We start from the raw sequence: 15,245 nt of genomic DNA on the forward strand, positions 1-15,245 counted from the left end.
CATTTGAAAATCCTCTCTTTTATTATTGTGTTATATAATGAATACAAATATTTCACTTAAGAAAGAGGGGATAATAAGTGGCATCCATTCCAAATCAATTAACAGAAAAACTTATTTCTATTCGTCGCCATTTACACGAATACCCAGAACTATCGTACGAAGAATTTGAAACAACAAAAGCAATAAAAAATTGGTTAAAAGAAGCTAATATTACTATTATTGATTCCAGTTTAGAAACAGGAATTATCGCTGAAATTTCTGGTAATAAAAACGGACCGGTGGTAGCGCTTCGTGCTGATATCGATGCCCTTCCTATCCAAGAAGAAACAGACCTTCCATACACTTCAAAAATACAAGGTAAAATGCATGCTTGTGGGCATGATTTTCATACAGCTGCTATATTGGGTGCGGCTTACTTATTAAAAGAAAAAGAAGCTTCTCTTAACGGAACTGTGCGTTTTATATTCCAAGCTGCTGAAGAAAGTGGAAACGGAGCATGTAAAGTTGTTGAAGCGGGACATTTAAAGAATGTGCAAGCCGTTTTTGGTATGCATAATAAGCCCGATTTACCAGTAGGTACAATCGGTATTAAAGACGGTCCACTAATGGCTGGAGTAGATCGATTTGAAATTGAAATTCATGGTGTTGGAACACATGCAGCTGTGCCTGATGCCGGCGTCGATCCTATCGTTGCATCATCTCAAATCGTTATGGCACTTCAAACAATTGTAAGCCGAAATATTAGTTCTTCTCATAACGCTGTCGTAAGTGTAACAAACATTCATTCAGGGAATACGTGGAACGTTATTCCCGAAAGAGCAATATTAGAAGGAACTGTCCGTACATTCCAAGCTAAAACACGTGAAAAGATTCCGGCATTAATGGAACGTATCATTAAAGGCATTTCTGATGCACTAGGTGTAAAAACAGAATTTCGATTTTACCCAGGTCCTCCTGCTGTTCAAAACGATAAAGTACTCACTGATTTTTCTATTCAGATTGCAGAGAAAATGAATCTAAACGTTATCTCTCCTACACCATCAATGGCAGGAGAAGACTTTTCTTTTTACCAACAAGAAATCCCAGGTTCATTCGTCTTTATGGGAACAAGCGGTACACATGAATGGCATCATCCAGCTTTTACAGTAGATGAAGAAGCATTACCTATTAGCGCGGAGTATTTCGCCTTATTAGCCGAAGAAGCTATTCATCAATTATCACAAACAAAAAGCCGTTAAGTTACCCTTAACGGCTTTTGCTTATGCTGTTAAATCTCGTTTTATAAATACAGTATAGGACACCCCTAAAAATACAGCTAAGTATAGAAGAAGCATACAAGAAGCGAATGGGAATGTTACTCCATCAATAAAGCTCCCGCCCTTTGAAAGCCCATATAAATCTGTATTCGCTGGTAATAAATATTTCGCCCATTCATATCTTGCTGCTGGAATTAGCGCTATTCCCCCTGATAATGCGAGAAATAGTGAAATACCAATCGCGCCTCCACTAGATCTCGTCAATACAGAAATCATAAACGCAAACGCTGCGTACACAAGAGTTGGCAGCCACGATAAAACGTAATACTTACTTGCTTCCACAAAAATATTTTGTTTTATAATATTTCCATCTTGGAAAATAAATTCACTCCATGCAGGCTGTTGGAATTTATAAATAACAAGGCCACATAAAGCTGAGAAAATCATATTAAATATAAACAATAACGCTGCAAATATAACGATTGCTAAAAATTTTGCTGTTAATATTTTAAATCGACTCGCTGGACGAATCGTTAAAAATTTATATGTTCCCCAGCTATATTCATTCGCAAAAATTGTACTCGCATATACGAGAATAAACGGAAGTAAAATAGGAAAAACAATAAAACCAGTATCTCTCATGAAAGAAAGTGGAGAACTACTTGCTGGCGCTGTATTCGTATCTAAATGCTTCATTTTAAGCTGGTATTCCTTTACAAGCTCGTCTCCTGACTTTTCTGTTAAAATATCCTCTTTTTTCATGCCGAGCTTTTTCTCAATCTCTACAGTGCGTTCTGTATAATCCGCTTTCCACCCTTTTGTTTCTGGCTCTAAATACTTTACCGTAACCCATCCTAACCCAATAATTAATACCGCAATAGCTGCAAAAGGAATAATTGTTCGCTTTCGCTTAAATATTTTATACAGCTCGTTATAAACTAAATTAAACAATATCTTTTCCCCCTGTTAATTCTAAAAACTGCTCTTCTAGCGTTTTTCTTTCTTCATATACACGATAAACTTGAATATTTTTCTCCATCAATGTACGAAGAATATTTGGAATTTCTTCATCTTTCACGTTTATAATTAATTCGTTTTCTTTTACTAAAACATCGTATTCTAAAACCTCTGCCGCTTTATTCGCATCATCTACACGGATATGTATTTCTTCTGTTTCTTCCTTTTGATCATTTTGAATATTTTGTGTTGCGACATATTCTCCGTGCTGAATAATAATAACCCTGTCACACATTAATTCAACTTCTGAGAGTAAGTGACTAGAGACAAGAACAGCTTTTCCTTGTTCATGTGCAATTTTCTTTATGTACATCCGCATTTCATGTATACCACTAGGATCTAATCCGTTCGTTGGTTCGTCTAGTATTAATACATCTGGATTATGTATAAGTGCCTGAGCAATTCCTAAACGTTGTCTCATACCGAGTGAATATGCTTTTACTTTACGGTCAATCACTTGTCCCATTCCTAATAGTTGCACAACTTCATCGATACGCTCTTCAGTTACATTTCCATTCATTCGTCCGAAATATGTTAAATTTTCATAGCCGCTTAAGAAAGGATAGAATTCTGGTGTCTCAATTACAGCGCCAATTTTCGCAGCAGTTTTTTCAAATTGCTGTTTTACAGATTGACCATCAATCCATACTTCTCCTTCTGTCATACGAATCATTCCGACCATCATTCGCATTAATGTCGTTTTTCCAGCACCATTTGGTCCTAATAAGCCAACTACTTCACCTTTTTTCACTTCAAAACTAATATTTTCTACTAACGTCTTTGAACCAATTCGCTTTGTTAATCGATCAACTTTTACGATCGCTTGCTCATTTATCATTCCATACAACCTTTCTTCTTAACTCTTTTTTTCAGTTCTTCCCACTGTATCATGATTAATAACATGTGTAAAATGAAGAAAAAGCCATGATTTCTCATGCCTTTTTCCTTGTTTCATATGACTGTTCACCCTTTAACCTTTGTGTAAACCTACAACATTGCCACATTGATATTATAATGACGGTTATCATAACAACTGCTGTTACCATTATCGCATACGTCGTAATCGGTGCATTTGTTATCCCTTGGATTCCTACTGCTTTCATAAAAATAATAATAAATAATTTCAAAAATAACATACCATGAATTAATCCGAAAACGAAAGCTCCTCCGTAAATTAATAATTGCTCATGACACAATAAACATAACATTTCCTTTCTCGTCATATTCACTACTTCGTACGATTTAAACTCCTCTCTTCTTACCTGTAAAAAAGAGGCTGTCATTTTATAAGTAATGAAAATACATACACAAACTACAAATAGAAACATAGCATAAAACCACTTTACAAATATAAGTGTATATCCCGCTTTACTTGTTACAACTTCATTGAATCGGAATGATATCATAAAAAAACAAATCATTGTATTCATAGCAATCCACGTAAATTGTTTTAACCTTTTGGTAGCAAATGTTTGTATATTTTTTCTCGCTAACCGACATAAAGACATAGATCCCTTCCCCTACCTTACTTCATAACATACGCATTCTATACTACTAGTGTATAAAAATATGACATTTTAAACATCGCACTTCAATCGGAATCTTTTCTAAGCCTTTAGTCCTAGAAATAAAAATGGAAATAAAACTATTTACATACTATAATTACAAAAAAAGGGAGGGGTTATATGCGTGTAAAATTACTGTTTATTCTTTCTTTGTTACTTTTCACTAGTTGTAGCCCACTAAAAAACAACGAAGATGCCACTGTTAAACCATACAAGTTAACAAAAGAACAATCTGATATTTTACAAATGACTCCTATACAAGAAGGAAATAGAATGTTTTATGATGTTACAGTCAAGAATAATAAAGATGAACTACATGCTACGATTTAATATTATCAAAATGGTAAAAAAGTGAAAGAGATTGCTAACATAGCTTCATCACATTTTTTAGAAAAGAAAATAAGCCTTTCTTTCATACCACCATATTTCCAATTTGATAAGGATGTACAAGAAAAAGGTCAATGGTACATTAATATCGAAGGTGGTTCAACACTTGTTCCTGCAGTAGCTCCTCCAAGCATAAATAGTTCTGCAACCACTACAATTCAATCTACTAAAAACGTAAAATACAATCAAAAAACGATTTTAGCCGCTGTAATAAACACAAGTAAAGATACTTTAAGTGTTCCTACAATTGATGAAGAACCAGGCATTGAGTTACTCTTAAAAGAAAACGAACACGTTTATCTATTTAGTATCGAGCTAAAAAAAGAACAATAAAGAGGAAAGGCAACTCAAATGCCTTTCCTCTTTATTTTTTAACAAGGTGTACTTTTGTATATATAAATTAAATCACTTTTTCGTCACGATTACTACTCGTCCTTCTCATCTCCTATTTCTATTCGTTTCTTCTCTCTTGCAATTTTCAAAAACTCTAACAACTCTGGATTGTTATTCATTTTTTTATAAGCCACTGACATTTCTGCAACAAAATTAGAATCACATAACTCTTTATATACAACTTCTGTTTTATACAATTTATTTGCGGATACAGGTATTACTGTAATTCCAATACCTGCTGCTACAAGCCCCATGACAGTTTGATACTCCGTTGCTTCTTGTACAATATGCGGACTAAAACCTACATCGCGGCAAAGCGATAAAATTGTATCGTATAACGCTGGCCATACTGGTCTCGTAATAAATACGAAAGGTTCATCCCTTAAATCTTCGATATGTATTTCGTCCTTTTCAGCAAGTGGATGTGCCTTCGGTAAACATAACGTACACGAAAGTTTTTGAATTGGTTCTAACTCAAGTAATTGCGTTGGAATTGGCGGACGTAAAAATCCAATATCAATTCGATTATCATGAAGTGCATGCACCTGATCCGGTGTTGACAATTCATGTAATGCAACAGACACTCTTGGAAATTTCTTTCTATACTCCCTGACGATTGACGGTAAAATATCATAAATCGCCGCACCTACAAAACCAATTGAAAGTGATCCCACTTCTCCCCTTTGAGCACTTTGTGCGACTTCTACTGCTTTTTCAATTTGTTCAAACGCTTTTTTTACTTCTTTTAAAAACATTTCTCCCGCTTCTGTTAATTCAACCTTTCTCTTCGTTCTTGAAAATAACATAACTCCCATTTCTTTTTCTAATTGCTGAATTTGTTGACTAAGCGGTGGTTGTGTCATTTGTAGACGAGCAGCCGCTCGTCCAAAGTGCAATTCCTCTGCCACTACAACAAAATATTGCAAATGCCGTAATTCCATTTTGGACACCCTTTTCATTTTCGATTAATACATCTAATATATTAATAACATATAATTTATATATTAGACAAATATTTCGAATGAACGTATAGTAGAAATTGCGAATTATTTTTTACAATTTTTATGTAAAAAAACAAAAAGGTGGTTACTGTATGAAATGGTGGAAGTTAAGCGGACAAATTTTATTATTATTTTGTTTCGCTTGGACAGGTGAATGGATTTCAAAACAGGCACACCTCCCAGTTCCAGGAAGTATAATCGGTATTTTTTTATTATTAATCTCATTAAAATTTAACATAGTGAAAAAAGAATGGATACAAGACGGTGCAGACTTTTTATTAAAAGAACTTATTTTATTTTTCATCCCTTCTGCAGTCGCTGTCATTCGTTACAAAGATACATTATCACAATATGGAATCGATCTCATTTTAATTATCGTGATTAGTACACTTTGTGTCACTCTCGTAACAGGACTTTTAACAGAATTGCTATTAAAGCGGAAAGGATCCACACAATGATCGGCTTTCTTTGTTTACTATTAACACTATTCACATATTGGGTATCTAAAAAAATGTATCAACGCTGGAATTGGAGCTTACTTTCTCCCCTTCTTGTATGCCCAATCATTTTAATTGCTTTACTACTCGGATTAGATACACCATACGAAACCTACGAATCTGGTAGTCATTGGCTAACAGAATTATTGAAACCTGCAACGGTTGCTTTCGCATGGCCAATCTATAAACACTTTAATTTATTAAAAAAACATGGAACGGCCATTTTAATTAATGTCATTGTTGGTTCATTTCTATCGGTTATTACTTCCGCACTATTAGCTGATTTTTTTCAAATTGACTCTACAATAGAACAAAGTTTAGCACCGCACATTGTAACAACACCTATTGCAATGGCTATTTCAGAAATGATTGGCGGTATGTCACAATTAACAGCCGTTTTCGTCGTATTAACTGCCTTAACTGGAGCATTACTCGGTCCTACGCTCATACGCATATGCCGTATTAAAACAGCGCTCGCAAAAGGGATAATGCTAGGTACTAGCGCGAATGGAACCGGAACATCAAAAGCATTTGAAATCGGTCCTGTAGAAGGTACAATTGCAAGTTTATCAATGCTTTTAACAGCTGGAGCTAGTTTAGTTATCGTTCCGCTTTTCTTATCTTGGATACAATAAAAAAGAAAGTGTTTAAACACTTCTTTTTTATTTATATATTCATATAATAGATCATAACCTTCTGGAAACGATAAAGATAATTTTTTCACTTCATCTATTTCATGTATTAACTCATCAGGGTCTTGTATTTTCATGTTACCGCCTATTAACTTTACCATATAGTAATACACATGAACTGGTACCCCATATGTTATCCCCTTTTTTTTCACATAGCTTATCTATAACTTCCACTTCATAACCCGTTTCTTCCCATACTTCACGAACACAACACTCTTCAAGCTCTTCTCCCTCTTCTTGTCCTCCGCTCGGCACAGACCATCGCTTCTCTTCATTTACTTTTCCTTGTAATACCATTAGAAATTCATTCTTTTCATTCATACATATAACTGCCGTACCAATCCATCTTTTCATCCTATCTCCCCATACTAAATTTCTATCTTTTTTATATTTATCCTTGAAAAAAGAGGAAAAAAGTAAAAAGATGACGAAAGTTTACATCAACTTCATGAGCAGTCCCTTCTTAGAAATTCAATATGGAAGGATGAAATTATGATTTCTAAATATGTTGTGGAGTGTGTCTTTTGTGAAGAGAACCGAAAACCTCGGCAAGCCATTGTCACAGTACCTGCTACTTCTCAGCTACTAGCAATCCAAAAAGTACGGGCTGAATGCAAACGCCGCTTTGGAAAAACTTTATTATTGCAAACAGAAATTAAAGAAGAATTACTCTTTGAACAAAAAGAAAGCTGACCATAAATTGGCCAGCTTTCTTATCCGATCATATTTTCACATGAAGATTAGGGGCATCCTCTTTAAGGATCGGGATTTACCCATTATGTGCGTTCCATAATGGTCATCGAACAATATATTTCTATACAATAAACTATTGAATAGAATAGGGCAAAACTTGTTCGCATTTTTAGAAAAGGGATAGGGATATAATTCAAGTAATACTTCGAATACTCGAACTTTACACTCATTATATTAAAGTAAATCTTTTTATATGGGAAATATGAATTACTTACATAATTCATTCGTAAAATATATTAATAGTTTTCTTTACTCTACTAACAACATACATCCAGCTAGTATCGGTGTCATAATAATTGCCACATATTCCCCCTCCAATTATCTATCATATGCGCACTTCTATACAAACAAAAAGCACCCTAAATGGATGCTCTTTCTACTTTTCTATATTGATACTATATACTTACTCTTGATTAATCAAAATAACAGCCGGACCAGAAACAACTACTCCGGCCACTTCTATCTTTTCAAATTCCATCACTGTAATAGATATAACCCCTTCTCTTTCCATCAATTCCTTACTCAGGACATCAGTCGGTATCGCTTTCACCGCCCTACCTCCTTTTCATTTTATACAAAATTATAAAAAACTACCCAATGCCTCTAAATATATGCATCACCTCCGCTTTCATTCCTTATTCCATTCAACAATTCATGCCCCTTCTAAAACAAATTTAACAATAAAAAAGAAGCCATAAAAGATATAGCTTCTTCCCTCAATATTTTAATCTCGTTGCACCTTATATTCTATTACTCTTCCATCTCTATCAAATTGCAATACAAGGCATTCACTATCTATAGAAATAAAACCACGTTCACTCCCAAGATAATACAAAGTAGTAATTCCCTCTTCCCAACTTCTTGTTTCCGTAGGGGCCCCTAACAATTTTGTAATTTCCTCGTTTGATTTCCCTATCATTTTATTTTCTTCCAATAAGTTATCTACCATATATACCCGTTTTTCTTTATAATTTAACCATCGCTCCTGATTAAAATTTGAAGTGTATGCATTTATACTTAATTGTACGATGCACACTATTAATGGAATGAGCCCCACCATCATTACAGTAAACAGTTGTTTCTTACCCTTATTACGTTTTGCAGAAACATGCAAGCTAAACTTTTGAATAATAACTAATAGGACAAAAGGCATTACTACCAAAAAAATACTCATTACACTTAATGACACATGAACCATATCAATAACAAAAATAAACGTAATATACATTAATATATACAAACAAAAATAAATGTATAATATCCCCCTCAATATAGCGCTTTTACCTTTCTCCATTCATTCATTCAACACCCCTACTTTATTTTTCACTTCGCAACATAATTCATCTTGCCAATCATATCTCTAATCTTTTGTAGTTCTCGTGCTGTATATATTACTTTACTTGTTAAAACTTCATTTCTGAAAAACGTTACAATTTGCTCTCTATCTTTAAATCTCGGCAATTCTTCATTAGAAAGATCAATAATTTCTTTTCCACTTTCATTTTCAAAATATACAATCGGTTTTACTTTTCCCTTTACAATATCTACTTGCATTTCTTCCAAATAATTATATAAAGTTTGAGATAGTATTTTCGCTTTATACGCTGGATTCCCTTCATTTCTTACTTGGAAAGTTAATGAAATTCCATCCGTAATAAATTCAAACGTCTCTTCTTTTTCAATTTCATGTTGATACTTACCAATTTCCTCAATCATAAATGAATATATACCAGCATTTTCTCTCGTTAAACCATGAATTAATGTCCCCGTCCATTCTTTCGTCTCAAGTAGATAAATGCCTGTTTTACATAAGATGAGGTGATGGATTCGATTATCGTTTATGTCACGTTTATCTCTATATTTATTGCGTATCATAAAAACGTTCGGTATAATATGAAACTCTTCTTCTAGTATTATTCCTTGCTCAACGAAACCTCGCTTCATATAATGTAATGTTTCATGTGCATTCACTTCAGCACCATTTTTGGCATATTCTCGTAAATCCGCAATTAAATTTTGAAACATATGTATTTCATTACTATGCTTATCTTGCATTTCACTACGTTCTTTACTATGTTGAACAGCCAATTGATTTTTCATCATACGCATATTTTCAAGTTCTCTAGCTGTATTCACTTGTAAATCATTATACTTTTTCTGTTCCATATTCTTTAAAGTATCCTGTTGTTCTTTATGCTCTGTAATCGTAGCTGCAATCTCACTTTCATACGTTTCAATCGCTTGTTTCTTTTCAAACTCTACTTGCTGACTCTCTGATTCTAACTGTTTATTTTTATAAAATAGTACAAACACTACAGCTAATAATATTAAAATCCCACCTATTAGCACATACTCCATATTATTACTCCTTTATTTCATTTCCGATTATTTTTATAAATATATCGATTATATTATACTATGCTTTTAATATACACTTTGTAAAAATTATATATTTTTTATAAAAAGGCACCTCAAGTAAGATACCTTTTTATAGTTAGACTGCTGGTAAAAAATAATTGGTACTGGCCAATTGTCCAATAATCAGTGTGGACAATCCTCATCAATTAAAGTTTCACTTTATTGTACACCATACTGAATATAACTTGAATCATAGTATACCCATTGATTTGCCCCTAAGCAAAGCCATCCATCTTGCCTACTCCATACTCGATATGATTCACCATGATGTAACTGTCTTATAACATTCCCGTTTAATGATGGGGCGTCTCGTAGATTCACATTATCACCAGAAATAATTGCCACATAATGTTTATACTGAATATAACTAGGATCATTATATACCCATTGATTCGTCCCTAAGCAAAGCCATCCATTTTGTTCCCCAAAAACTTCATATGATTCACCACGATTTAGCTGGCGAATCACACTAGATTGTAAAGTTGGCCCACTTCGCAAATTTACATTATCACCATTAATTACAGCAACTCCGTATACTGGAGTTGCATTATTAGGCGTGGAAACATTACCTCCACCACTTGCTCCATTTCCTTGTAAAGCTTCTAATGAAACAGCTGCTGATACATCACAATTTCCTACACCTGAAATTTGCCCAGAATCTGTGTACTGCCATGCTGTCCACTCTGTCCATCCACCAGCATCAGCAGGCGGTGTACTAGAATATCTGGAAATCCAAAGTGGCATGTCATTTAACCCGTTAATTCCAAATTCATTAATATACCAAACTCCTGTATATAACATTACACTTTTCCCAGTGGCTTGTTTCACATAATTCACGAAACTTCTTGCCCAATTCGATATAGTCGCACCCGTTAAACTACTATTGCTAGTATCCGTTGGCGATTCTAAATCTAAAACAGGAATTAAGTCCGTCTGATTACTCTGTAATATACTCACAAAATATTTCGCTTCTGAAATTGCATCATTTTGTTCTGGGTGCGCAAAATGATATGCACCGATTAATACATTCGCATTTCTCGCAGCTTGTACATTTTGAACGAAAGTGGGGTCAATATAGTTCACACCTTCCGTCGCTTTTGCGTACGCCGCTGGAATACCAGATGACTTCACAGCATTCCAATTAATGTTTCCTTCCCAATGAGACACATCGATAAACGTAATATTTGAACTGGATCTATTTTGCATATAAAAGCTCCTATCAAATTTTGTTATTCTATATACAATATGTACAACTCTAGTTAAAGGACACGACAAACCTCTCACATATTTTGAAAATTTTATTACATTTTAATATCTGAGAGAATAGAAAAAAACCTTGTAATTCTACAAGGCCTGTTGCAAACTCCCTTTATTTTGTAGTAAGTACATATTGTAGTAAAGTCCTTGTTCACTAAGCAACTCTTGATGTGTTCCTCTTTCTATGATTTCCCCTTCATGCATAACAAATATTTGATCCGCATCTTGGATTGTAGACAATCTGTGTGCAATCGCTATCGTTGTTCTACCTTTTCGCATTTGCTGCAATGCCGTTTGGATCGCCTCCTCTGTTTCTGTATCAATATTTGCCGTCGCTTCATCTAGCACTAATACTTTCGGATTAGTTGCTATCGTTCTAGCAAAAGCAATTAATTGCCTTTGACCACTAGAAAACGCAGCTCCTCTCTCGACAACTTCTGTATCATACTGCTCCGATAATTTTTCAATAAACGTATTCGCTTGCACAAATCGCGCTGCTTCTTCTATCTCTTCATCCGTTATCTCTTCATTATACATACGAATGTTTTGCTTTACATTTCCAGCAAATAAAAATGCATCTTGCAGCACAAGACCAATTTTCTTTCGAATTTCTTGTTCTTCAAACTTCTCTAAACCCACTCCGTCTATTACAATATTACCTGATTTAATATTGTAAAATCTCATTAATAAATTCATAATTGTACTCTTACCACTACCAGTGTGTCCAACGAAAGCAACCGTTTGCCCTGGCTTTACGTGAAAAGATACATTTTTTAAAACGTCACGCTTTCCATCATATGAAAAAGTAACATCTTTAAACTGAATTTCCCCGTTAACTACTCGTGGATTTTCACTCCCCATTTGAACAGGAGCTAAATCTTTATCGTCCATTAAATGAAATACACGCGATGATGAAACGAGCGCTTGTTGGAAGAAAGATAGTTTCATCATCATCTCATTTACCGGCTGGAAGAAACGATGAATATAGTTAACGAAAGCATATAAAACCCCTACTTCAACAGGACTCTTTAAAGCATCAATTCCAAATAAACCAAGAACTAACGCAATTGCTACAATATGAACAAGATCTGTTGCTGGACGTAAAAGTAATGCATCTAATTTCAATGTACGACGTCCAGCACTATAATGCTTGTTGTTCACTTCTTCAAACTCTTTTCTCATCCGCTTTTCTTGCCGGAACACTTGAACAATATTCATCCCTTGAATGGACTCATTTAACTTTGCATTTAATACACTCAGTTGATTACGTACCTCTAAATAAAAAGCTGCACTTTTCCGTCGATACAGCACCATAATCGCAAACATAATTGGAATTAATATGAGAGAGAATAGCGCTAATTTTACATCTAGTAAAAACATCGCTACTAAAATCCCCACTAAAAAGACTACATTTTTCACGAATGTTGATAGTACACTAACATAAAAATCCTTAATCGCTTCCGTATCATTCGTTATACGAGATACAAGTGTACCAATCGGCGTACGATCAAAGAAACTTAATGACAATTTTTGAACATGGTCATACACTTCAACTCGCATATCTTGAACAATCTTAAAAGCGATATTTTGAAAGTACAATAAGTCTAAATACGTAAATAATACTTTTAATAAGTGAGCAATAATATACACTACAAATAGAGTTACAAGTGCTGATTGTTCAAAGTTACGTGGTACTAAGTGTTCATCAAGAAATTGTTTAATTAAAAAAGGACCCATCATTTCAGTTACAGTTGCACCAACTAGAAATAAAAATGCTAATGCTAATAACCCTTTATATGGTCTCATATAAGAAAGCAATCTCCTTAAATCACTCCGCTTTTTCTCAGCCATCATACGCCTCCTTTCTCTACCAACGCCTCTAACTGCTGGCTTTCATACATTTCTTTATACCAACCATTTTCGTTCATTAGTTGTTCATGTGTTCCTCGCTGCATAACCTTACCTTCATCAATAACAAGAATAAGATTTGCATGCTGAATCGCACTTAAACGGTGCGCAGTAATAATCGTCGTTTTTTCTGCTCTTTCTCGTTTCAATGCAGTTAATATAGTTTCTTCTGTTTTTGCATCTACAGCTGATAAACAATCATCTAAAATTAAAATTTCAGCATTCGTTAATAACGCACGTGCAATTGAAATCCGCTGTTTTTGGCCTCCTGATAGCGAAACCCCTCTTTCACCTACTACCGTGTCATATCCTTCCGAAAATTGAATAATATCATTATGAATACAAGCAACCTCAGCAGCCCTGCTAATTTCTTTATATGTAGCATCGGCCTTTCCAAAAGCAATGTTCTCCCCAATACTCGCTGAAAATAAAAAATGATCTTGCGGTACGTATGAAATTGCAGAGCGTACACCGTGAAGTGTTAAATCTCGAATATCCCGCTCACCAACTTTTAATTCACCATTAAAGTGGTCATACTCGCGAATTAAACATTTTAATAACGTCGTCTTCCCTGCGCCGGTACGCCCGACAACTCCTAACGTTTCACCTTTTCTTAAATTAAAGTAAATATCTTTTAAGTTTAATAGTTCATTCTTTTTATAAGAAAACGAATCAACAGCAAACGAGACATCACCACTTGCTATAGCATGTATAGCATTTTCCTTATTCACTACATCCGAAGTTTGTGAAAGTATTTTCTCCACACGATCATACGAAGCACGTCCACGCTCCATAATATTAAATAGCCATCCAAAAGCTAACATTGGCCATACAAGAGTCCCTAAGTATGTTGTAAATGTTACCAATTCCCCTACAGTTAATTCACCCCGTACGACTAATAATGATCCGTAACAAATTGCGATTAAAAATGAAAATCCGACAATTAAGGAAATCGTTGGATCGAATAACGAGTCAATACGTGCAACTAACATATTTTTATGTACGACATCTTCCGATTTTTTCCGAAACGCTTGTAAATCCTCTTTCTCTTGTCCAAGTGAGCGAATTACCTTCATCCCACTCATACTTTCTTGTACTTTATCATTGATTTCAGAAAACGATTGCTGCGCTTTATGAAATCTTCTATGCAATAAAGTTCCATAATAATTTGTAGAAATAGCTACAATTGGCATCGGAATTAAACTTAATAACGTTAACTTCCAGCTAATTGTAAACCCCATCGCTACGAGTACACATCCTCCAACAGCTAATGAATCAACGAGTGTTAACACACCTGACCCAGCAGTTTGCTGAATCGCCTGAATATCATTTGTCGCATGTGCCATCAAATCGCCCGTACGACGTGATTGATAAAAGGATGGGCTCATCTTTGTAAAATGTTCATATAAATTCTTTCGCAATTGACGAGCTAGTTTTAAAGAAGATCCAAAAATCATAATACGCCATAAGTAACGTAATATATACATCGTCATTCCTACAACTACTAATAGAATAACCCAGTTCAACAATTTTTCAGACGTTAATGTTCCATTATTAATTTCATCTACTACAATTCCTAGTACCCTTGGCGCTACAAGTTCAAGAAGCGCGACACCAAATAACATAATAATTCCAATTATGTACGCTCGTTTTTCTTGTTTAAAAAACCAAGCTAAATTAAAAAATACTTTCATATTTATCCTCCTCCCTTAAAATGAGCGATATTTTCAGTTTATCAAAAGTGCAGAATTTTTAAAAGTTTTAAATATCTTTTATATCCAAAAGAAAAGGGCACTCGGTAAGAGTGCCCTTTGGCGCTTATTTTGTTTGTTGCTTATTCATCGCGCTCATCATTTGATTGATTTTCTTTTGGGAAGGTTTTTGTCCCATTTGCATCATCATCATTTTTAACATTTGTTCGTTAATTGGTGGATTTTTTTGTAAGTAATTCATCATATATTTGCGGGCAATGAAAAATCCTAACGCCACGCCTGCTACTAGTGCTACTACGCCCACTAGAATACCTAACCACATTGGCATATCTTTTCCTCCTTCATGTTGTCTACCTTACAGTGTACTAAAACCTTTTCAATAAGACAAG

Annotated in this window: 15 protein-coding genes and 2 pseudogenes; 5 read left to right on the forward strand and 12 right to left on the reverse strand. The window is 34.6% G+C overall.

Translation table 11 applies throughout. The features are described from left to right. The first annotated feature begins 77 nt into the window (after positions 1-77). Entirely contained in the window at positions 78-1,238 is a 1,161-nt protein-coding gene (locus EXW56_RS17245) for a M20 peptidase aminoacylase family protein (protein WP_002199651.1), read from the forward strand. Between the two features lie 21 nt (positions 1,239-1,259). Here the strand turns inward: EXW56_RS17245 and EXW56_RS17250 are convergent, their stop codons facing one another. The 3 genes from EXW56_RS17250 to EXW56_RS17260 form a co-directional block, all read right to left on the reverse strand. Then, entirely contained in the window at positions 1,260-2,207 is a 948-nt protein-coding gene (locus EXW56_RS17250; protein WP_002199649.1) for an ABC transporter permease, read from the reverse strand. Next, a complete protein-coding gene (locus EXW56_RS17255) occupies positions 2,200-3,111 on the reverse strand; it encodes an ABC transporter ATP-binding protein (RefSeq protein WP_002199648.1) in 912 nt (303 codons plus the stop codon). The genes EXW56_RS17250 and EXW56_RS17255 overlap by 8 nt, the downstream gene beginning before the upstream one ends. Before the next feature lie 94 nt (positions 3,112-3,205). Next, positions 3,206-3,781: an FtsX-like permease family protein gene (locus EXW56_RS17260; protein ID WP_002199647.1), complete on the reverse strand. Its 576-nt coding sequence runs from the start codon at positions 3,779-3,781 to the stop codon at positions 3,206-3,208. 177 nt (positions 3,782-3,958) lie between these two features. On the opposite strand from EXW56_RS17260, the pseudogene EXW56_RS17265 reads away from it, so the two are divergent. After that, positions 3,959-4,558, forward strand: a pseudogene (locus EXW56_RS17265) (histidine kinase). Between the two features lie 92 nt (positions 4,559-4,650). Here EXW56_RS17265 and alsR read toward each other — a convergent pair. Next, on the reverse strand, positions 4,651-5,559 hold the full coding sequence (alsR, locus tag EXW56_RS17270) for an acetoin biosynthesis transcriptional regulator AlsR (RefSeq protein ID WP_002066566.1): 909 nt from the start codon (positions 5,557-5,559) through the stop codon (positions 4,651-4,653). 152 nt (positions 5,560-5,711) lie between these two features. On the opposite strand from alsR, the gene EXW56_RS17275 reads away from it, so the two are divergent. Further along, positions 5,712-6,077, forward strand: a complete 366-nt coding sequence (locus tag EXW56_RS17275; RefSeq protein ID WP_002111194.1) for a CidA/LrgA family holin-like protein — start codon at positions 5,712-5,714, stop codon at positions 6,075-6,077. Further along, on the forward strand, positions 6,074-6,751 hold the full coding sequence (locus tag EXW56_RS17280) for an LrgB family protein (protein WP_002111197.1): 678 nt from the start codon (positions 6,074-6,076) through the stop codon (positions 6,749-6,751). Before EXW56_RS17275 ends, EXW56_RS17280 begins: the two co-directional genes overlap by 4 nt. 23 nt (positions 6,752-6,774) lie before the next feature. On the opposite strand, the pseudogene EXW56_RS17285 reads toward EXW56_RS17280, so the two are convergent. Further along, positions 6,775-7,162, reverse strand: a pseudogene (locus EXW56_RS17285) (NUDIX hydrolase); the annotation flags it as partial. Positions 7,163-7,300: 138 nt separating this feature from the next. On the opposite strand from EXW56_RS17285, the gene EXW56_RS17290 reads away from it, so the two are divergent. Next, a complete protein-coding gene (locus tag EXW56_RS17290; RefSeq protein ID WP_002121502.1) occupies positions 7,301-7,501 on the forward strand; it encodes a DUF3903 domain-containing protein in 201 nt (66 codons plus the stop codon). 463 nt (positions 7,502-7,964) lie between these two features. On the opposite strand, the gene EXW56_RS17295 is transcribed toward EXW56_RS17290, so the two are convergent. The 7 genes from EXW56_RS17295 to EXW56_RS17325 form a co-directional block, all read right to left on the reverse strand. After that, a complete protein-coding gene (locus tag EXW56_RS17295; protein ID WP_002111200.1) occupies positions 7,965-8,111 on the reverse strand; it encodes a BC1881 family protein in 147 nt (48 codons plus the stop codon). A gap of 174 nt (positions 8,112-8,285) precedes the next feature. Then, positions 8,286-8,855: a hypothetical protein gene (locus EXW56_RS17300; RefSeq protein ID WP_098988324.1), complete on the reverse strand. Its 570-nt coding sequence runs from the start codon at positions 8,853-8,855 to the stop codon at positions 8,286-8,288. A gap of 29 nt (positions 8,856-8,884) precedes the next feature. Further along, entirely contained in the window at positions 8,885-9,919 is a 1,035-nt protein-coding gene (locus tag EXW56_RS17305; RefSeq protein WP_098988325.1) for a nuclease-related domain-containing protein, read from the reverse strand. Positions 9,920-10,138: 219 nt separating this feature from the next. Continuing rightward, positions 10,139-11,185: a GH25 family lysozyme gene (locus tag EXW56_RS17310; protein ID WP_002199641.1), complete on the reverse strand. Its 1,047-nt coding sequence runs from the start codon at positions 11,183-11,185 to the stop codon at positions 10,139-10,141. Positions 11,186-11,323: 138 nt separating this feature from the next. Then, the gene (locus EXW56_RS17315) at positions 11,324-13,087 is read right to left on the reverse strand and encodes an ABC transporter ATP-binding protein (protein ID WP_016105862.1); all 1,764 of its coding nucleotides are present in this window, start codon (positions 13,085-13,087) and stop codon (positions 11,324-11,326) included. Continuing rightward, positions 13,087-14,838 carry an ABC transporter transmembrane domain-containing protein gene (locus tag EXW56_RS17320; RefSeq protein ID WP_098988326.1) on the reverse strand — a complete coding sequence of 584 codons (1,752 nt, stop codon included), beginning with the start codon at positions 14,836-14,838 and terminating at the stop codon, positions 13,087-13,089. The genes EXW56_RS17315 and EXW56_RS17320 overlap by 1 nt, the downstream gene beginning before the upstream one ends. A gap of 124 nt (positions 14,839-14,962) precedes the next feature. Further along, positions 14,963-15,184, reverse strand: coding sequence for a YneF family protein (locus EXW56_RS17325; RefSeq protein ID WP_001132292.1), 222 nt, complete (start codon positions 15,182-15,184; stop codon positions 14,963-14,965). Positions 15,185-15,245: the final 61 nt, after the last annotated feature.

This window comes from Bacillus mycoides, from assembly GCF_018742245.1.
In the GTDB taxonomy this organism is placed as follows: domain Bacteria; phylum Bacillota; class Bacilli; order Bacillales; family Bacillaceae_G; genus Bacillus_A; species Bacillus_A cereus_U.